The sequence below is a fragment of the Rhizobium sp. F40D2 genome (assembly GCF_051810745.2).
GTDB lineage: Bacteria > Pseudomonadota > Alphaproteobacteria > Rhizobiales > Rhizobiaceae > Rhizobium.
This window is the reverse complement of the sequence record NZ_CM131436.1, coordinates 2,878,273-2,895,970: the sequence shown is the minus strand read 5'-3', so window position 1 is coordinate 2,895,970 and position 17,698 is coordinate 2,878,273. Positions and strand designations below refer to the sequence as shown.

Here is a 17,698-nt window from a genome sequence, read left to right as displayed (position 1 = left end):
GGAGATGAGATGATGAAAAAGCTCCTGCTTCTCGCATGCCTGGCGCTGCCCTGCGCCGCCCATGCGCAAACGGTGACCTTCACGACCGAGGATTACGCCCCCTTCAATTATCGCGACGGCAAGGAGATCAAAGGCGCGACCGTCGAGCAGGTCGAGAAGGTGATGGCCGCGATCGGCGTCGACTACACGATCGAGATCATGCCCTGGGCGCGCGCCTTCGGCCTCGCCCGCACCGCGCCGATGACCTGCGTCTTCGCGACCGCTCACAACAGCGCACGCGACCCTATGTTCAAATGGGTGGAGCCGCTGCTGATCGACCGCAACATCCTGATAACCCGCAAAGGCTCGGGCGTCACCGCCAGCAATCTGGACGAGGCGAAGAAATATACGATCGGCACGCAGCGCGAAGATTATACCGAGACGATCCTGAAGGAGAAGGGCTTCACCAAGCTCGATGTCGCCAGCGATTTCAACGCGACGCTGCGCAAGCTGCTCGGCGGGCGCATCGACATGATGCCGATCTCAGAGCTTTATTTCGAAAAGCTGAAGGCCGACCAGCCGGTGGAAATGGTGACCGTGCTCTCCGCCCAACCGATGAGCATTGCCTGCGAGAAGAGCTTTCCGGACGATCTGCGCGCCAGGATGCAGGCGGCCCTCGACAAGCTGATCGCAGATGGCGACCAGAAGCAGATCTTCCAGAAATACGGCATGAACCTCTCGGAGTGACGCTGCCGGCGGACTTGCCCTTTCCGCTTGACTTTGCTCTCGTTTCCGGGTGGTGAACGTGGGCAAAAGTTAAGCGAGGACGACAGGCCATGCTGATCATCGCGGGTCTCGGCAATCCCGGCGGCAAATACGCCGGCAACCGCCACAATATCGGCTTCATGGCCGTCGACGCCATTCATCGGCGTCACAGCTTCTCGCCCTGGTCGAAGAAATTCAGGGCCGAGATCGCCGAGGGCGAGCTCGGCGGCGAGAAGGTTCTGCTGATCAAGCCGCAGACTTTCATGAACCTCTCCGGCGAGGCCGTCGGCGAAGCAATGCGCTTCTACAAGCTCCAGCCCGCCGATCTTGTCGCGATCTATGACGAACTCGACCTTCCCGCGGGCAAGGCACGGCTGAAGACCGGCGGCGGCCATGGCGGCCACAACGGCATCAAGTCGCTGGATGCTCATTGCGGCAAGGAGTACCGGCGGCTGCGCCTCGGTATCGGCCATCCCGGCATCAAGGAAATGGTGCAGAACCACGTGCTCGGCGATTTCGCCAAGGCCGACAAGGCTTGGCTGGAGCCGCTTCTCGATACCCTCGCCGACAATGCCGACATGCTGGTGCGAAACGAGGATTCGCAGCTGATGAACAAGATCGCGCTGGCACTTGGCGGCAAGGCCGAGGAGGAGAAGCCGCGGAAGGACAACAAGACAACCGAAAAGAAGCCGGCCGGCCAGTCGCATATACATCAGGCGCGCAATCACAATCAGCCGAAGGTGCTGGCCACCGGCCCGATGGCCGATATTCTGAAGAAGATGTTCGGCAACAAGGGGGAATGACGCCGGTGCCGGATCAGAACTTCGCCATCCGTCCGGCCGCCGCCGGCGACCTTCCCGGGCTGACCACCCTCTACCAGCATTTGAACCCGGCCGATCCGGTTCTCGACAAGCCAGTGGCCGAAGAGCTGTTCTCCACCGTCCTCGCCCAGCCCGGCATGATCGTATTCATTGGCTTTGCCGGCGATATCCCCGCCGCGACTGCCACCTTGATCGTCGTGCCGAACCTGACGCGCAACGGCGCCTCCTATGCGTTAATTGAAAACGTCGTCACCCACGCCGATCACCGCCAGCGCGGTTATGCCGGCGCGGTCATCAGTCACGCAGTGACTGAGGCTTGGAAGGCCGGCTGTTACAAGGTGATGCTGCTCACCGGCTCGAAGAACCCGGCGACGCTGCGCTTCTACGAAAATTGTGGTTTCGTGCGGGATAAGACCGGTTTTCAGATCCGCCGGCCCTAGAACAGGATGTCGTCCGAAAACCGCTCACACTTTTCGGCATCATGCTCTGAAGCAAAACTTATTCCTCCGGCTCTGTCGTGAACATCAGCGGAAAGCCCATCTCCTTGGCGAGATCGATGCCCTCCTTGGCCTTGGTCTCGGCGATGTCCCTGGCGCAGACCACGACCACGCAGGAGCCGAGCTTGTGGGCGGTCATCATCACCCGATAGCCGGTCTCCTCGCTCATGCGGAAGACGGCCTTCAGGATCACGATGACGAACTCACGCGGGGTATAGTCGTCATTGACGAGGATGACCTTGTAGAGCTTCGGCTTGTCCAGCTTCGGCTTCACCTTGGTCTTCGGTTTCAGGGCAACGTCATTGTCACTCATCGGAAAATCCACCCGTCGATGACATGGTCAGGAATCTTCAAAACAACTAATCATTGTCGATGACGAATTTTCGACGGTCCACGGTCGCTGCCTCCACCAATCAGGAGGAAAAGCCCGCTGGCTTGAGACCGGCACGGTTATTGCGGCCAGGCAAGAGCAACCTCGACAAAATCCGCAATGCATCGAAACCGAAATCGCCCTCCAAAATAGGCCGCCACCGTTCCGTGAGCAAGTGAGCAACGCTAAAAACTCGCTAAGACTTGACCACATTGCTCCTTTATCCCATAGGCACCAGCAAGAAATTCAAGAACAGCAGGTTTTAGCCATGGGCTTCAAATGCGGCATCGTCGGTCTGCCGAACGTCGGCAAATCGACCCTCTTCAACGCGCTCACCAAGACGGCCGCCGCACAGGCGGCGAACTATCCCTTCTGCACCATCGAGCCGAACACCGGCGAAGTCGCCGTGCCCGATCCGCGCATGCGCAAGCTTGCCGACATCGCCAAGTCGAAGGAGCTGATCCCGACCCGCATCTCCTTCGTCGACATCGCCGGCCTGGTGCGCGGCGCCTCGAAGGGTGAAGGCCTCGGCAACCAGTTCCTTGCCAATATCCGTGAAGTCGATGCCATCGTGCATGTGCTGCGTTGCTTCGAAGACAGCGACATCACCCATGTCGAGGGCCGCATCAATCCTGTCGCCGATGCCGAGACTATCGAGACCGAGCTGATGCTCGCCGACCTCGAAAGCCTCGAGCGCCGCACCGAGCAGACGCGCAAGCGCGCCACCGGCAAGGACAAGGAATCGATGGCGATGCTGCCGATCATGGAAGCGTCGCTGAAATTGCTCAACGAAGGCAAGCCGGTGCGCACCCTGCTGTCGACGCTGGATGCCGAGGAAATCGCCATCCTCAAGGGCCTCAATCTCCTGACCTCGCATCCGGTGCTCTATGTCTGCAACGTCGCCGAGGCCGAGGCATCGACCGGCAATGAATTCACCGAGGCCGTCGCCGCCATGGCCCGGGAACAGGGTGCTGAAACCGTCGTCATCTCGGCGGCGATCGAGGCCGAGGTCGCTCAGCTTCCCGAAGATGAGGCCAAGGAATTCCTCTCCGCCCTCGACCTTGACGAAGCGGGCCTCGACCGGCTGATCCGCGCCGGCTACAAACTTCTCCACCTCATCACCTATTTCACCGTCGGCCCGAAGGAAACGCGCGCCTGGACGATCGAGCGCGGTACCAAGGCGCCGCAGGCCGCCGGCGTCATCCATTCGGATTTCGAGCGCGGCTTCATCCGCGCCAATACCATCGCCTATGACGATTACATCAAATACAACGGCGAAGTCGGCGCCAAGGATGCCGGCAAGGCGCGTGACGAAGGCAAGGAATACGTCGTCCAGGACGGCGACGTCATCCACTTCCGTTTCAATACCTGAGGCGAATTGGCTGCCGCCTCAACCCGGCGGCAGCCTGTTTGCAATTGCCGGCGGCAGTGCGCGCAGCACCAGCCGGCGAAGCGGCATCCAGCCGGTGCCGATGATCAATACGATCGCGCCGACGACAATCAGCGTCGTGAAGATGTAGGTGTCGACCGTAGCGCTTCCCTGCCTGAAGACGCTGAAGATCGCGACGCCGAGCGACAGCAGCCCCGAGGTCACGAAGGCGCGCCGGTCGATGATGAGACCGATCAGCATCAGCGCCGCCACCGTCGCGACGACCGCGGGTGTCCGCGACGACATGTTCCCGACGTCAAAGATACGGACGCCTTCCCCGAACGACAGCAGAAAAACGGTACTGTAGAGCAGCGCCGGCGCGGCGCCGAGATGCAGCCAGAAAGCAATATCCGAACGCGTTGTCCGCCGCAGCCGGTCGCCGAGATCGAAATAAATTGCCATCGCAAACAGTCCGAGCGCACAGACGAGAGAAACCAGCGCCAGCGCGACGGGATGATCGAGGAAAAACGCCGGATTGCCGCTTGCCCACTGCACCAGGCGCAAAAGCAGAGTGAGGACGAAGGCAAGAACCGACATGATGGCGAGCGCCAGCGACAGCGGTACGCGATAGCGGACATAATAGGCGCCAAGAATGATCGGGAAGCCGGCGACGAACGGCGTCGCCTCCGCTCCGAAGGATTGAGAAGTCGGCGTCCACGGCGGGAAGAAATGCGACATCAGCAGACATGTCCAGCAAAACAGCGCGATCGTCAGGCTGACGGCCGGCAGTGCGAGCCGCTGGCGGCGCACCAGGATTTCCGAAAGCACGATGATGGCAGGCGCCACGGCATAAAGTGCAGCAAGCCCCCAGAGGCCGCCGAGCGCCACGACAACGCCGATGGTGATCAGCACATCGTGGAACCCTCGCACGAAACGTGGCGTCTCGGTGTCTGACCAGGCGTCTCCCTCAACCGCCATTATGGGCTGAGGTCCGACAACGGCCACACCGCGTTCGCTCAGGAACGGCAAAAGCCGTCCGCCCGCCTCCGGCGAAATCAGCCCGTGGCGCGCCGCCTCGTCGAGTATCGACCTCAGTTCCGTCATGCCGGTTTATCTCCCCGGAATCATTGAGCCCGCACGGATGCTATTGTAAGCAATAGAGCATGATGCCGAAAAGTGTGAGCGGTTTTCGGGCGACATCATGCTCTAACTCTTTAATGTAGAACAGGATTCAGATTTTACGCTGATCCAGCCCAAAATCATCCTGTTCTAGGCGCTGCATATGGCGGGAGAAGCGAATGCCGGCAGAAAAGCTTACCTTCGAGGATTTTGAGCCCGGTCGACGCTTCGCGCTCGGCCCGAAGCTGGTGCTCGCCGAGGAGATCATCGAATTCGCACAGGAATTCGATCCGCAGCCGATGCATCTCGATGAGGCTGCCGGCCGCGCCAGCATTCTCGGCGGCCTCGCCGCCTCCGGCTGGCATACCTCCTCGATGCTGATGCGCATGATGGCCGACAGCTACATCCTGAACGCGCTCTGCGAGGGAGCGCCGGGCATCGATCTGATGGAATGGCGAAAGCCGGTGCTCGCTGGCGACACGCTGCAGGGTTACTCGACCGTGCTTGAAGCCCGGCCGATGCGCTCGCGCCCCGGCATGGGCATCGCCAAGTTCCGCCACGAGGTGGAAAACCAGCGCGGCGAACTCGTCTGCCTCTCGGAAAATTCGGTCATGATCCGCATGCGCCCGGAGATTGCAGCATGAGAATGTCCGAACTTTATCCCATCGGTGTAAAGGCCGACATCGGCAGCTACACCTTCACCGAGGAAAACATCATCCGCTTCGCCAAGCGCTACGATCCGCAGCGTTTTCACGTCGACAGGGAAGCCGCCAAGGATACCCTCTTCGGCGGCCTTTGCGCTTCGGGCTGGCACACCACCGCCGCCTGGATGCGGACCTTCATCGTCTTCTGGAAAAGCCAGAGCGTCGCGCTTACGCAAAGAGGCCAGAAGGCGCCGAACCTCGGCCCTTCGCCGGGCTTCCAGAAACTGCAATGGCTGCGGCCGATATTCCCGGGCGACGTCGTGACCTATTCCGTCGCGCTGCTCTCCAGCCGGCCGCTCGCGTCGCGGCCAGGATGGCACCTCAACACCATCCTCTGCGAAGGCATCAATCAAAACGGCGATCCCGTCATGCGCTTCGAAAGCGGAGTGCTGGAATTCGACTGACGCCGCCGGCATCGGATATGGGCTTAGTGCCCGGAGAATTCGACCAGCGTGTGCACGACGACGCCGAGCTCTTCCAGCTTCTTGCGGCCGCCGAGATCCGGCAGGTCGATGACGAAGCAGGCGCCGACCACCTCAGCGCCGATCTGGCGCAGCAGCTTGGTAGCACCCACGGCCGTACCGCCGGTGGCGATCAGGTCATCGACCAGGATCACCTTCTCGCCGGGCTGCACCGCGTCGCGATGCATCTCCATCTCGTCGACGCCATATTCCAGACTGTAGGCGATGCGCACGGTCTCATGCGGCAGCTTGCCCTTCTTGCGGATCGGCACGAAGCCGGAGGAAAGCTGGTGCGCCACCGCACCGCCGAGAATGAAGCCGCGTGCCTCCATTCCGGCGATCTTGTCGATTTTCGTGCCCGCATAGGGCTGCACCAGTTCATCGACCGCCCGGCGGAAAGCCCGGGGGTTGCCGAGCAAAGTGGTGATGTCGCGGAAGATGATGCCTGGCTTAGGATAGTCGTGAATGGAGCGGATGCTGGCTGCGAGTTCCGAAGTCGTATTCTTGTCCATGGAAAGTCCGTATCTGCGAGCGCATGAAACCTGAGCATGATGCCGAAAAGTGCGAGCGCTATTCGGACGACATCATGCTCGAACCATTAGTCTGGAACAGGATGGCCGCACCCTATCAATTGCCAGGGGCGGAACCAACAAAAAAGGCGGCTCTTGAGCCGCCTTTAAAAATTTCGGCAAGGAGCGCTCAATGCTCCTTGTTGGCGTAGACCGAGCGCTTCGTCAGGTAGATCAGCACCGTGAAGATCGCCAGGAAGACCATGACCATGAAACCGGTGCGCTTGCGCTCCTCGAGATGCGGCTCGGCGGCCCACATCAGGAAGGAGGAGACGTCCTTGGAATACTGGTCAACGGTCTGCGGCGCGCCGTCGTCATAGGTCACCTGGCCGTCCGAGAGCGGCTTCGGCATGGCGAGGACGGCGGCAGCATGGAAATACGGGTTGTAATGTCCGCCTTGCGGCACCTCGAAACCGGCCGGCGGCTCTTCATAGCCGGTCAAAAGTGCGTGGATATAATCCGGACCGTTCTCCTGATACTGCGTAAAGATGTCGAAGACGAATTGCGGGAAGCCGCGCTCGACTTCGCGGGCCTTGGCGATCAGCGAAAAGTCAGGCGGAGCCGCACCGTTGTTGGACGCTTTGGCTGCCTCCTCATTGGCGAAAGGCGCCGGGAAGTGGTCGGAAGGGACCGCCTTGCGGGAAAACATCTCGCCGGCCGCATTCGGCCCGTCCTGGACTTCGTAGTTTGCGGCGAAAGCCTTCACCTGCGCCTCGCTATAGCCGAGCTCGTCGAGCATGCGGAAAGGCACGAGGTTCATCGAATGGCAGGCGGAACAGACTTCGGTGTAGACCTTGAGGCCGCGCTGAAGCTGAGCCTTGTCGTAATGGCCGAAAGGTCCGGCAAAACTCCACTCCTCTTCCTTCGGCTCCTTCAGCGGATAGTGCGGCGTCGCCCCTTCCTCGTGATGGGCGGGTGCGGCTCCATTGGCCGGCGTCGCTTCCTGGGCGAAGGCTGTGCTGCCGAGAACAGCAGCGACTGCGAGCGAAAGAATGCTTGCAACAAGCGTTTTCATATTTCTGTTTCCTTCCGCCGCGCGCTTACGCATTGGCCGCTGCATTGGCAGCAACTGTCTTGTTGCGCTTTTCGAGCACCGCTTCGGTGATCGAGTTCGGGATGCGGCGCGGTGTTTCCACCAGGCCGAGTACTGGCATCGCGACCAGGAAGAAAGCAAAGTAGAGTAGCGTGCAGATCTGTGAAATCGTCGTGAACAGGCCTTCCGCCGGTTGCGAGCCGAGCCAGCCGAGGATGATCGCATTGATCACGAACAGCCAGAAGAACAGCTTGTACCAGGGACGGTAGACGGCCGAGCGGACCTTGGAGGTGTCGAGCCAGGGCAGGAAGAACAGCACGATGATCGCGCCGAACATCACCAGCACGCCGCCGAGCTTGGAGTCGATCGGGCCGACGCTGAAGGTGATCGAGCGCAGCATCGCGTAGAACGGCAGGAAGTACCACTCCGGAACGATGTGGGCCGGCGTCTTCAACGGGTCTGCCGGGATGTAGTTGTCGGCATGGCCGAGGAAGTTCGGCAGGTAGAAGACGAAATAGGCATAGACCAGCAGGAAGACGGAGACGCCAAGCGCATCCTTCATTGTCGCATAAGGCGTGAAGCGCACAGTGTCTGTCTTCGTCTTGACTTCGATGCCGGTCGGGTTCGTCTGGCCGGTGACGTGCAGCGCCCAGATGTGCAGAACGACGACGCCGGCGATCATGAAGGGCAGCAGGTAGTGCAGCGAGAAGAAACGGTTCAGCGTCGGCTGATCGACGGCGAAGCCGCCAAGCAGGAATTGCTGGATCCATTCGCCGACCAGCGGGAAGGCCGAGAAGAAGCCGGTGATGACGGTCGCACCCCAGAAGGACATCTGGCCCCAGGGCAGAACATATCCCATGAAGCCGGTCGCCATCATCAGGAGGTAGATGACCACGCCGAGGATCCAGAGGATTTCGCGCGGCGCCTTGTAGGAACCGTAATAGAGGCCGCGGGCGATGTGCAGGTAGACGGCGACGAAGAAGAAGGAGGCGCCGTTGGCATGCATATAGCGCAGCAGCCAGCCATGGTTGACGTCGCGCATGATCTTTTCAACCGAGTTGAAAGCGATCGTCGTGTCGGCGGCATAGTGCATGGCGAGCACGACGCCCGTCAGGATCTGTACGATCAGCATGACGGAAAGCATGGCACCGAAGGTATAGGCATAGTTCAGGTTTCTGGGAACCGGATATGCAATGAAGCTGTCATAGACCATGCGCGGCAAAGGCAGGCGCGCATCGACCCATTTCTCAAGGCCGGTTGATGGCTCGTAGCTGGAATGGCCACTCATTAATCAGTCTCCCCTCAACCGATCTTGATTTTGGTATCGGATATAAATGAAAAGGTCGGAATCGCCAGATTCTGCGGCGCAGGACCCTTACGGATGCGGCCGGCCGTATCGTAGACCGAACCATGGCAGGGACAGAACCAACCATTATATTCGCCGGCCTGGCCGAGCGGCACGCAGCCGAGATGGGTGCAGGTGCCGATCATGACAATCCAGTTTTCCTTGTCCTTGCCGCCTGAACGATCAACACCCGTTGCCTGAGCCTCTGGCGGCAGGTTGGCATTGCGGGCGACCGGATCCTTGAGATCCGCCAGCGGAACATCGGCGGCCGCCTTCACTTCTTCAGGCGTACGGTTGCGAATGAAGATCGGCTTGCCGCGCCACTTAACCGTCAGTGACATGCCGGGCTCGAGGCTCGCAACATCGACTTCGATGGAGGCCAGTGCCAGCGTCGACGCATCCGGTCGCATCTGGTCGACGAACGGCCAGGCAACCGCGACAGCGCCGACAGCGCCCGCCATACCAGTGGTGAGATAAAGGAAATCACGGCGAGTAGGCTCTGTCGAAGCCTCGCTTGTCGTTACGTGTTCGCTCACGGCCTAATCATCCTCTGCGCAATTATTGCGGAATTCCGCCCTGCCCCCTCTGCCGGCGAATCGATCTGGACACAATTCGGCCATAGATTCCCCGGCAATCCGGCGCGTTCTAAGCTTGATCGCAAATTATGTCCAGCCTTGGCAAGGGGACGAGGGCACAATGTCGCGGGAATTTCCGATGAATTTTTTAAGGCAAACACGAGCTTGCCCTTATGTTGCATTGCAACAAAAACGCCACCGTGATAGGCGCAGTCGCAGCCAAGCCAGCGAGCCGGACCGGAGCGGATGAGAGACACGATTTTTTGCGTATTCAGCGTTCTCACCACCCTCGTCCTCGCCATCGTCTCGCTGCGGTATGTCACCGATTTCTATCTGCTTTCCTTCTTTTACAGCTTCCAGGTCCACTTGGCGGTTGCCGCGGCAGCCGCCTCCATGGCGGCCCTTCTCGTCAAACGGCACTGGTATGCGCTGCTGACGCTCGGCGTATCCGTGGTCCTTGCCGTCCACGGCGTCGTGATGATGCGCGAGTTCGTCGAGCCGGCCGTCGATCAAAGCCGTCCGGCCCTCTTCAAGCTGATGTCCTTCAATATTGAGAATGATAATTTCGCCAACGGCGCCGATATCGCCGACATGGTGATCGCCTCAGGCGCCGACGTCGTCAGCATCCTGGAGGCCGAGCCGCTGCTGTCGGAACTGCCTCGGCTCCTGAAGACTTACCCCTATTACATCGGCTGCGGTGTCGGCATGCAGGAATGCGATACGCTGGTGCTGTCGAAGCGCCCGCTCATCGAACCCCGCATCCGCAATCTCGGACTGCTTTGGCGCAACCGGCTGACGATCTCGACGATCGATTTCGACGGCCAAAAGGTCAATTTCCTCGCCGCGCACCTGACCAAGCCCTATTACGACGAATTCCACGGCCTGGAAATCGAAGATCTCGCGGAAATTATTCCGTCCCTGCCGGGACCGCTTGTCCTTGCCGGCGATTTCAACACGTCGATTCTGGCGCCCGACGTGCAGTATCTGATGCGCAGCCAAGAGCTGGGCACAGTCTCGCTGGAACCGGCGACCTGGCCGATTGCGGCAGGCGCCTTCGGCATTCCGATCGATCACGTTTTCAGCCGGGCGCCTCTGCGGCTGAAGTCGGTCCGCCGCATCGCGAACAGCTTCGGTTCAAATCATTTTGGCCTCATGGCGGAATTCGCCGTCGATCCTTGAGACCGCATCCTCGTCCGCCGCGAGGAAGCCGCCGGACTGGCGCGCCCAGAGCTCGGCATAGAGCCCGCCGCGGCGAAGCAGCTGATCATGGCTGCCCTCCTCGATGATGCGGCCGAGATCGACGACAATCAGCCGGTCGAGTGCTGCAATCGTCGATAGCCGATGGGCGATCGCAAGCACGGTCTTGCCCTCCATGATCCTATGGAGATTGGACTGGATCGCTTCCTCCACTTCCGAATCGAGCGCCGACGTCGCTTCGTCGAGGACGAGGATCGGCGCGTCCTTCAGCATGACGCGGGCAATGGCGATGCGCTGCCGCTGGCCGCCTGACAGTTTGACGCCGCGTTCGCCGACATGCGCATCGAAACCTCTGCGCCCCTGCTGATCCTGCAGGCGCTCGATGAAGTCGATGGCTTCGGCGCGCCCGGCCGCCTCGACCAACCGCTCCTCACCGGCATCCGGCCGCCCGAACAGGATATTGTCGCGCACCGAACGATGCAGCAACGAGGTGTCCTGGCTGACGACGCCGATCTGCATTCTGAGCGATTCCTGCGTCACGGCTGCAATATCCTGGCCGTCGATAAGAATGCGGCCGTCCTGAATGTCGTAGAGGCGCAGCAGCAGGTTCATCAGCGTCGATTTTCCCGCGCCCGAACGGCCGACGATCCCGACCTTTTCGCCGGGATGGATCGTCAGGGAGAAATTCTCGACGACCGGCAGGTGACCCTTGCCGTAGCGGAAGGAAACATTGTCGAAGCGGATGCCGGGCTGCCGGATCACCAGCCTCTTCGCATCCGGCCGATCGACCAGCCCCAGAGGCTGGGATATCAGTTCGGCGGCGTTCTGGATGGTGCCGAGATTGCGCATGATGCCGTTGAACTGCGTCATCAGCCGCCCGAGCAGGAAATTCAGCCTGAGCACCAGCGCCAGCGAGAAGGCCACGGCTCCGGAACTCACCATGCCGCGCAGCCAGAGATCGACGCTCAGCCCCGCCATCGTCACGATCATCAGACCGGAGAGCAGCGCCATGGAGGCCCTGACGCCCGTGATGAAGCGGGTGAAGCGCAGCACCGTATCCTGATAGATATCGAAGCCCTGCCGCATGTAGCGGTCGCTTTCCTCGTCGCGGGCAAACAGCTTCAGCGTCTGCATGTTGCTGTAGGAATCGACCATTCGCCCGTTCAGCATCGATCCGGCCTCCGCCGTTTCGCGGGAATGTTGGCGGATCCTCGGAACGAAGTGGCGGGCAAGCAGGCTGAAGGCGCCAAGCCAGAACAGCACGACGGCGGCGAGGGAAAAGTCCAGCCGGGCAACGAGCACGAGCGTCGTCACGGCATAAATGCCGACGAACCAGACGCTTTCCATCAGCGAGGTGACGAGATCCCCGGTCGCCTGCCCGGCCGACCAGACCTTGGTAACGATGCGCCCGGAGAAATCGCTCTGGAAGAACGATAAAGACTGCCTCGAGACATGGAGATAGGATTGCCAACGTGCTAGATTATAAAAGCCCGGCGTGATCACCTGCTGATCGACGAGCGCGATCAGGAAGGCGACGACGAAACGCACGAGCCCGATGAGAGCGAGCATGCCGAACAGCTCGCTGCCGTGGGCAGCCAGAAGACCGCTCCAGCCGGCGCCGGGCGTGATACTGCCGAGGATATCGACCAACCGGCCGACGAACCAGAAAAGTGCCGCCTCGATTGCCGCCGATGTCCCGCCGAGAACGAGCATGGCGACGAAGGGCATCTTCGCCTGGCCGATATAGAACCGGATGAATCCGAGCGTCGAGCCCGGCGGCTGAAGATTGGCGCGCGGGCGGAACGGATCGATCCAGGTTTCGAACAGGCGAAGGATGGGGCGCAGGAACATGGAAGCGATATAGGCGGATTGGGAGGAGCGGCAAAGGGAATGAAAAGCGGACTCAACGTTATATTTTGGTAATGATCGATAACATCGGCGGCATCACCATTGATTACCCCCGAACCGGTCACAATCTGACGATACGATCGCGCTTCACCGGAGAGAAGGTCCATGGAAACGAAAATGCTCGATGCGCATATTCCGCTTCCGCTCGCGGAAAGGCTCGATGCCCTGGCGCTCGACCTGGCATTGCCGCGCGACGAAATCGTCACCGAGGCCGTTACCGCCTGGCTCGACCAGGAGGAGCGCCGCCGCATCGCCACGCTGCGCACGCTCGCCGCCGCCAATACCATCATCCTCGTCGAACATGATCGCGTGATCGACTGGGCCGACAGTCTGTGAATAGTCAGGCGCGGCCGCTTGCAGTCCTCAGCACCGCTGGCAGGCACAATGTAAAGCCAGGATAGGAATAAAGGCCCTCCCCGCTTCCCGCCGGGAGGGCCTTTTATCATTCCGCCGCCACTTCCGCTTCCTCGGCGTGATCGGAGAGGAAGCCGCCGGACTGGCGGTTCCAGAGGTCGGCGTAGATGCCGCCGCTCTCGATCAGTTCGCTGTGCGAGCCGGCCTCGATGATCCGGCCCTTGTCGAGCACGATCAGCCGGTCCATCTCCGTCAGCGTCGACAGCCGGTGGGCGATCGCGATCACCGTCTTGCCCTCCATCAGGGCGAAAAGGTTTTCCTGGATCGCCGCCTCGACTTCCGAATCGAGCGCCGAGGTTGCCTCGTCGAGCACCAGGATCGGCGCGTCCTTCAGGAAGACGCGGGCGATCGCGATGCGCTGCCGCTGACCGCCGGAGAGCTTGACGCCGCGTTCGCCGACCTGCGCGTCTAGCCCTTGGCGGCCCTGCATGTCGACGAGCCCTTCGACGAACTCCCAGGCATTGGCACGCTTGGCAGCCTCGATGATCTCGGCATCCGAGGCCTCCGGCCGGCCATAGGCGATGTTGTCGCGGATCGAGCGATGCAGCAGCGAGGTGTCCTGCGTCACCACGCCGATCAGCGAGCGCAGGCTTTCCTGCGAGACGCCGGCAATGTCCTGCCCGTCGATGGTGATGCGGCCGCCCTCCAGATCGTAGAAGCGCAGCAGCAGGTTCATCAGCGTCGTCTTGCCGGCGCCGGAGCGCCCGACGAGACCGACCTTCTCGCCCGCCTTGATGTCGAGCGACAGGTTGTCGATGACACCCTTGCTCTTGCCATAGTGGAAGCGGATGCGGTCGTAGTGGATCGCGCCTTTCTTTGCGGTCATAGAGGGGGCGTCCGGCTTGTCGACGATGTCGTGCTGTTTGCTCATCATTTCCATGCCGTCATAGACCGTGCCGATATTCTCGAACAGCGCCGACACTTCCCACATGATCCATTGCGACATGCCGTTGACGCGCATGGCAAGACCGATGGCGATGGCGATCGCGCCGACCGAGATCGCCCCGTTCAGCCAGAACCAGATCGACATGCCCGAGACGACGAAGAGCGCAACGCAGTTGTTCAGGTAGACGCTGATGTGGAACAGCGTCACCTTGCGCATCTGCTTGTGCACGGTCTGCAGGAACTCGTCCATGCCTTCCTTGGCATAGACCTCCTCGCGGCCGGCATGTGAAAACAGCTTGACCGTCGCGATATTCGTATAGCTGTCGACCACGCGCCCCGTCATCATCGAGCGCGCATCCGCCTGCGCCGCAGCGATCTTGCGAAGCCGAGGCACGAAATAGGAGACGATGCCGATATAGACGGAGAGCCAGACGAGGATCGGGATCATCAGCCGCCAATCGGCAGCCGCGATGACGATAATCATCGTCAGGAAGTACGTCACGACATAGACGAACACGTCGAGGATCTTCATCACCGTCTCGCGAACGGCGAGCGAGGTCTGCATCACCTTGGTCGCCACACGCCCGGCAAATTCGTTGGCGAAGAACGTCATGCTATGGCGCAGTAGGAAGCGATGCATCTGCCAGCGGGCGCTCATCGGATAATTGCCGAGCAGCATCTGGTGCATGATGAGGGAATCGAGGCCGGCCGTCAGAGGCAGGCCGATCAGCACCAGCGCCGCCATCCAGAAAAGCTTGTGGCCTTCCGTCTGCAGGAAGGTGGCGCGGTCGGCATTCGTCAGCCAGTCGACGATATCACCGAGGAACTGGAAGAGCGCCACTTCGCCGACGGCGATCAGCGCCGTCAGCACGGCCATCAGGCAGAGCCAGGGCGCTGCCGGCTTGCTGTAGTGCCAGCAAAAGGCAAACAGACCCTTCGGCGGAGCGACCGGTTCCTCGCTCGGAAAGGGATTGAGTCGCTGTTCGAACCAGCCAAACATGAAATTGCTCCGAAACGTCAGCGGTTCGGCTCCCGGCTTCGCGCCATCCCGGCGCCACGCAAGCACATATGGGAACCGAATGTTCAAGGGGCGAGGCTGAAGCAGCCGCACAATGGATCAAAAAGGGGTTTCAGGAAGAAAAGCGCACTAGCGGCGCCATGTCGCCCTAATCGGCATCACGGCGGGAAAGCGCATATCGAGCAAAATATTCATGACGGCCCTCCCTGCTGGCGATTGAACATGTGCATGGATAACGCGAAAATCGCGAAATTTCCAGCCCTATAATGGCGTAGATTGAACGCTTCTCGGCCAAACCGCGCCCTGTTGCGGCGAAATGGGAGTTGCTTTAGGTCTCACGCGTTCTAACGAAAAAAGCAGCGTGTGATGACGGACCTCAGATTGGCACTCTACCAGCCGGATATTCCCGGCAATACCGGCACGATCCTGCGTCTTGCCGCCTGCCTCGGCTTTGCGGTCGATCTGATCGAGCCCGCCGGCTTCGACGTTTCCGATCGCAACCTGAGACGATCCGGCATGGATTATATCGCCGCCGCTGCGCTGACCCGCCATGTCAACTGGGACCGCTTTGAGGCGTGGCGCGCCACGACCGGCCGCCGCCTGATCCTCGCCTCGACTAAGGCTGCTGATCGCTATACCGATCGGGTCTTCCGTTCGGATGACATCCTGCTTTTCGGGCGAGAAAGTGCCGGCGTGCCGGATCATGTGCATGCGAGCGCCGATGCCCGCATCCTGATCCCGATGGTCGAGGGCCAGCGCTCCATCAACGTCGCCGTCTCTGCCGCGATGATCGTCGGCGAAGCGATGCGCCAGACGGTTTGGGCATAATCGCTGTCAGCTTGACGCGACCACCGATCAGTTCCGAATATGTCGCAAAACCACGTTGCCAATCCGCCAAAGCGGCGTATATTTATTAGCCGGGCAATCAAAAAACTCGCATAGCTCCTGCGATTCCAATCGGTTGCAACAGTCCCAATCTCGTTAGCTTCGCCTCTTTGGAAGGAAGAATAAAAACAAGAAAATGGATTCCACAATCATCATGATCAACCTGTTCGGTGCAGTGGCCTTGCTGCTGTTCGGCCTTGCGCAGGTAAAGGACGGTGTGTCCAGGGCTTTCGGTGCACGGCTGAGAACAGGGTTGGCGACCGGCACGCGTGGCGGTTTCCGTTCATTCCTGTCCGGTCTCGTCGCGACCATCGCGCTGCAGAGTTCCACGGCGACGGCGCTGATGACCGCATCCTTCGTCGAGCGCGATCTGATCAGGCCGCGCATGGCGCAGATCGTCCTGCTCGGCGCCAATGTCGGCACTGCGATTACCGCGTGGATTGTCGCCACCGGCATCGAATGGCTCTCTCCGCTTCTGATCCTGGTCGGCATCGTGCTTTACCGCGGCCGTTCCAGCGCCCGCCAGGGCGGCGGAGCGGCGCTGATCGGCATCGGTCTGATGCTGTTGTCGCTGCATCTGCTCAGCCTCGCGACGGAACCGATGCGCGCCTCCCCCGCTCTCGCCGCCTTCATTGGCCTGCTGGACGGCGCGCTGCCCGTGGCGCTGCTCTTCTCGGCGGCCCTCGCCTTCCTCTCCTCGTCGAGCCTGGCGGTGGTGGTGCTTATCCTGTCGCTCGCCTCGGCAGGCCTGGTCTCGGCTGAACTCGTCATCGTGCTCGTTCTCGGCGCCAACCTCGGCGGTGCGATCCCGCCTGTCATCGCGACATTGTCCGGCCCGGTTTCGGCGCGTCGCGTCACTCTCGGCAATCTCGCCGTCCGCACACTCGGCTGCTTCATCGCCCTGCCGCTCGCGGGCTATGGCGCCGAACTCATCCAGATGCTGCCCTTCGGCCCGGCCAAGCTGCCGGTCGACGCCCATCTCGCCTTCAACCTCTTGCTCGCGGCCCTCGCCTGGCCATTCTCCCGGCCGCTCGCCACCCTGATGACCCGGCTGGTGCCGGATAAGGCCGAGCCTGACAACGCGCCGAAATATCTTGATGCGCAGGAGCTATCGACACCGGTCATTGCCCTGACGAGCGCCACCCGCGAGGTGCTCGGCGTCGGCGACCTCATCGAGCGCATGCTGGTCAGGGTCTCAGAAGCCTTCGAACAGAATGATGCCGGCAAACTTGCCGAAATCCCGACGCTCGAAGAGCGCGTCGACCGGTTGCAGCAGGCAGTGAAGATCTATCTCTCGAAGCTCGGCCGCGAGGGTCTCAGCGACGAAAACGCCCGTCGCTCGATCGTCGTCATCGATTATGCGATCAATCTCGAACATATGGGCGACATCATCGAGAAGGGCCTGCGGGAGCAGGTGGCGAAGAAGATCTCGCTCGGCCTGAAATTTTCCGACGACGGCCATCAGGAACTGCGCAAGCTGTTCGATCTGACGATCGACAATCTGCGCGTCGCCCAGACGATCTTCGTCACCCGCGATTTCAATCTGGCGCGGCAGATGATGGAGGTAAAGGTCGAGGTGCGGCGGATGGAGAAGCAGTCGGCCGAGCGCCATCTCGAACGTCTGCGCGACGGCCGCGCCGACAGCCTGCAGACGAGTTCGCTGCATCTCGACATGCTGCGCGACCTGAAGCGCATCAATGCCCACATCGTCTCGGTGGCGCATCCGATCATGGATGAGAGCGGCCTGCTGATCGAAAGCCGCGTGCGATCTGCGGCGGAGTGAC

General features: G+C 61.0%; 18 protein-coding genes. 10 read left to right on the top strand and 8 right to left on the bottom strand.

Annotation, left to right across the window (positions count from 1 at the left end; translation table 11 throughout):
* Positions 1-12: 12 nt before the first annotated feature.
* The 3 genes from ACS4RS_RS13790 to ACS4RS_RS13780 all read left to right on the top strand — a co-directional run bounded on the left by ACS4RS_RS13790 (position 13) and on the right by ACS4RS_RS13780 (position 2,005).
* Positions 13-726 (top strand): substrate-binding periplasmic protein, encoded by a 714-nt coding sequence (locus ACS4RS_RS13790; protein WP_439010530.1) that lies wholly within the window; start codon positions 13-15, stop codon positions 724-726.
* An 89-nt stretch (positions 727-815) separates the two neighbouring features.
* A complete protein-coding gene (gene pth / locus ACS4RS_RS13785) occupies positions 816-1,547 on the top strand; it encodes an aminoacyl-tRNA hydrolase (protein WP_003593077.1) in 732 nt (243 codons plus the stop codon).
* On the top strand, positions 1,544-2,005 hold the full coding sequence (locus ACS4RS_RS13780) for a GNAT family N-acetyltransferase (protein WP_184378396.1): 462 nt from the start codon (positions 1,544-1,546) through the stop codon (positions 2,003-2,005). The genes pth and ACS4RS_RS13780 overlap by 4 nt, the downstream gene beginning before the upstream one ends.
* A 58-nt stretch (positions 2,006-2,063) precedes the next feature.
* On the opposite strand, the gene clpS is transcribed toward ACS4RS_RS13780, so the two are convergent.
* Positions 2,064-2,375: an ATP-dependent Clp protease adapter ClpS gene (clpS, locus tag ACS4RS_RS13775; protein ID WP_003593075.1), complete on the bottom strand. Its 312-nt coding sequence runs from the start codon at positions 2,373-2,375 to the stop codon at positions 2,064-2,066.
* A gap of 325 nt (positions 2,376-2,700) precedes the next feature.
* Here clpS and ychF point away from each other — a divergent pair, with 325 nt between their 5' ends.
* Positions 2,701-3,804: a redox-regulated ATPase YchF gene (ychF, locus tag ACS4RS_RS13770; RefSeq protein ID WP_439010531.1), complete on the top strand. Its 1,104-nt coding sequence runs from the start codon at positions 2,701-2,703 to the stop codon at positions 3,802-3,804.
* Between the two features lie 18 nt (positions 3,805-3,822).
* Here the strand turns inward: ychF and ACS4RS_RS13765 are convergent, their stop codons facing one another.
* Positions 3,823-4,905 (bottom strand): hypothetical protein, encoded by a 1,083-nt coding sequence (locus ACS4RS_RS13765; protein ID WP_439010532.1) that lies wholly within the window; start codon positions 4,903-4,905, stop codon positions 3,823-3,825.
* A 194-nt stretch (positions 4,906-5,099) separates the two neighbouring features.
* On the opposite strand from ACS4RS_RS13765, the gene ACS4RS_RS13760 reads away from it, so the two are divergent.
* A complete protein-coding gene (locus tag ACS4RS_RS13760; RefSeq protein WP_439010533.1) occupies positions 5,100-5,564 on the top strand; it encodes a MaoC/PaaZ C-terminal domain-containing protein in 465 nt (154 codons plus the stop codon).
* Positions 5,561-6,028 carry a MaoC/PaaZ C-terminal domain-containing protein gene (locus ACS4RS_RS13755; RefSeq protein ID WP_439010534.1) on the top strand — a complete coding sequence of 156 codons (468 nt, stop codon included), beginning with the start codon at positions 5,561-5,563 and terminating at the stop codon, positions 6,026-6,028. Before ACS4RS_RS13760 ends, ACS4RS_RS13755 begins: the two co-directional genes overlap by 4 nt.
* Before the next feature lie 23 nt (positions 6,029-6,051).
* On the opposite strand, the gene ACS4RS_RS13750 is transcribed toward ACS4RS_RS13755, so the two are convergent.
* The 4 genes from ACS4RS_RS13750 to petA form a co-directional block, all read right to left on the bottom strand.
* Positions 6,052-6,597 carry an adenine phosphoribosyltransferase gene (locus ACS4RS_RS13750; RefSeq protein ID WP_439010535.1) on the bottom strand — a complete coding sequence of 182 codons (546 nt, stop codon included), beginning with the start codon at positions 6,595-6,597 and terminating at the stop codon, positions 6,052-6,054.
* A gap of 187 nt (positions 6,598-6,784) precedes the next feature.
* Complete coding sequence (locus ACS4RS_RS13745; protein ID WP_439010536.1) at positions 6,785-7,669, bottom strand: cytochrome c1; 885 nt, start codon at positions 7,667-7,669, stop codon at positions 6,785-6,787.
* A gap of 25 nt (positions 7,670-7,694) precedes the next feature.
* A complete protein-coding gene (locus ACS4RS_RS13740; protein WP_439010537.1) occupies positions 7,695-8,975 on the bottom strand; it encodes a cytochrome b N-terminal domain-containing protein in 1,281 nt (426 codons plus the stop codon).
* 14 nt (positions 8,976-8,989) lie between these two features.
* Positions 8,990-9,568, bottom strand: coding sequence for a ubiquinol-cytochrome c reductase iron-sulfur subunit (gene petA / locus ACS4RS_RS13735; protein ID WP_082935677.1), 579 nt, complete (start codon positions 9,566-9,568; stop codon positions 8,990-8,992).
* Between the two features lie 285 nt (positions 9,569-9,853).
* On the opposite strand from petA, the gene ACS4RS_RS13730 reads away from it, so the two are divergent.
* Positions 9,854-10,786, top strand: coding sequence for an endonuclease/exonuclease/phosphatase family protein (locus tag ACS4RS_RS13730; RefSeq protein WP_439010538.1), 933 nt, complete (start codon positions 9,854-9,856; stop codon positions 10,784-10,786).
* On the opposite strand, the gene ACS4RS_RS13725 is transcribed toward ACS4RS_RS13730, so the two are convergent.
* Positions 10,742-12,655: an ATP-binding cassette domain-containing protein gene (locus ACS4RS_RS13725; protein ID WP_439010539.1), complete on the bottom strand. Its 1,914-nt coding sequence runs from the start codon at positions 12,653-12,655 to the stop codon at positions 10,742-10,744. The two genes, ACS4RS_RS13730 and ACS4RS_RS13725, sit on opposite strands and share 45 nt — an antisense overlap.
* 162 nt (positions 12,656-12,817) lie before the next feature.
* Between ACS4RS_RS13725 and ACS4RS_RS13720 the strand changes: the two genes are divergently transcribed.
* Positions 12,818-13,048, top strand: a complete 231-nt coding sequence (locus ACS4RS_RS13720; protein WP_003593055.1) for a P-loop NTPase family protein — start codon at positions 12,818-12,820, stop codon at positions 13,046-13,048.
* 106 nt (positions 13,049-13,154) lie between these two features.
* Here the strand turns inward: ACS4RS_RS13720 and ACS4RS_RS13715 are convergent, their stop codons facing one another.
* On the bottom strand, positions 13,155-15,011 hold the full coding sequence (locus tag ACS4RS_RS13715) for an ATP-binding cassette domain-containing protein (RefSeq protein ID WP_439010540.1): 1,857 nt from the start codon (positions 15,009-15,011) through the stop codon (positions 13,155-13,157).
* 384 nt (positions 15,012-15,395) lie between these two features.
* Here ACS4RS_RS13715 and ACS4RS_RS13710 point away from each other — a divergent pair, with 384 nt between their 5' ends.
* Both ACS4RS_RS13710 and ACS4RS_RS13705 read left to right on the top strand, forming a co-directional pair.
* Positions 15,396-15,857, top strand: a complete 462-nt coding sequence (locus tag ACS4RS_RS13710) for a TrmH family RNA methyltransferase (protein ID WP_439010541.1) — start codon at positions 15,396-15,398, stop codon at positions 15,855-15,857.
* A 193-nt stretch (positions 15,858-16,050) separates the two neighbouring features.
* The gene (locus ACS4RS_RS13705; RefSeq protein ID WP_439010542.1) at positions 16,051-17,697 is read left to right on the top strand and encodes a sodium-dependent inorganic phosphate transporter; all 1,647 of its coding nucleotides are present in this window, start codon (positions 16,051-16,053) and stop codon (positions 17,695-17,697) included.
* Position 17,698 lies beyond the last annotated feature (1 nt).

Bases quoted from the DNA above. Each gene is read 5' to 3' on its own strand.
- ACS4RS_RS13790 (WP_439010530.1), top strand. From the start codon at position 13: ATGAAAAAGCTCCTGCTTCTCGCATGCCTGGCGCTGCCCTGCGCCGCC.
- pth (WP_003593077.1), top strand. From the start codon at position 816: ATGCTGATCATCGCGGGTCTCGGCAATCCCGGCGGCAAATACGCCGGC.
- ACS4RS_RS13780 (WP_184378396.1), top strand. From the start codon at position 1,544: ATGACGCCGGTGCCGGATCAGAACTTCGCCATCCGTCCGGCCGCCGCC.
- clpS (WP_003593075.1), bottom strand. From the start codon at position 2,375: ATGAGTGACAATGACGTTGCCCTGAAACCGAAGACCAAGGTGAAGCCG.
- ychF (WP_439010531.1), top strand. From the start codon at position 2,701: ATGGGCTTCAAATGCGGCATCGTCGGTCTGCCGAACGTCGGCAAATCG.
- ACS4RS_RS13765 (WP_439010532.1), bottom strand. From the start codon at position 4,905: ATGACGGAACTGAGGTCGATACTCGACGAGGCGGCGCGCCACGGGCTG.
- ACS4RS_RS13760 (WP_439010533.1), top strand. From the start codon at position 5,100: ATGCCGGCAGAAAAGCTTACCTTCGAGGATTTTGAGCCCGGTCGACGC.
- ACS4RS_RS13755 (WP_439010534.1), top strand. From the start codon at position 5,561: ATGAGAATGTCCGAACTTTATCCCATCGGTGTAAAGGCCGACATCGGC.
- ACS4RS_RS13750 (WP_439010535.1), bottom strand. From the start codon at position 6,597: ATGGACAAGAATACGACTTCGGAACTCGCAGCCAGCATCCGCTCCATT.
- ACS4RS_RS13745 (WP_439010536.1), bottom strand. From the start codon at position 7,669: ATGAAAACGCTTGTTGCAAGCATTCTTTCGCTCGCAGTCGCTGCTGTT.
- ACS4RS_RS13740 (WP_439010537.1), bottom strand. From the start codon at position 8,975: ATGAGTGGCCATTCCAGCTACGAGCCATCAACCGGCCTTGAGAAATGG.
- ACS4RS_RS13730 (WP_439010538.1), top strand. From the start codon at position 9,854: ATGAGAGACACGATTTTTTGCGTATTCAGCGTTCTCACCACCCTCGTC.
- ACS4RS_RS13725 (WP_439010539.1), bottom strand. From the start codon at position 12,655: ATGTTCCTGCGCCCCATCCTTCGCCTGTTCGAAACCTGGATCGATCCG.
- ACS4RS_RS13720 (WP_003593055.1), top strand. From the start codon at position 12,818: ATGGAAACGAAAATGCTCGATGCGCATATTCCGCTTCCGCTCGCGGAA.
- ACS4RS_RS13715 (WP_439010540.1), bottom strand. From the start codon at position 15,011: ATGTTTGGCTGGTTCGAACAGCGACTCAATCCCTTTCCGAGCGAGGAA.
- ACS4RS_RS13710 (WP_439010541.1), top strand. From the start codon at position 15,396: ATGACGGACCTCAGATTGGCACTCTACCAGCCGGATATTCCCGGCAAT.
- ACS4RS_RS13705 (WP_439010542.1), top strand. From the start codon at position 16,051: ATGGATTCCACAATCATCATGATCAACCTGTTCGGTGCAGTGGCCTTG.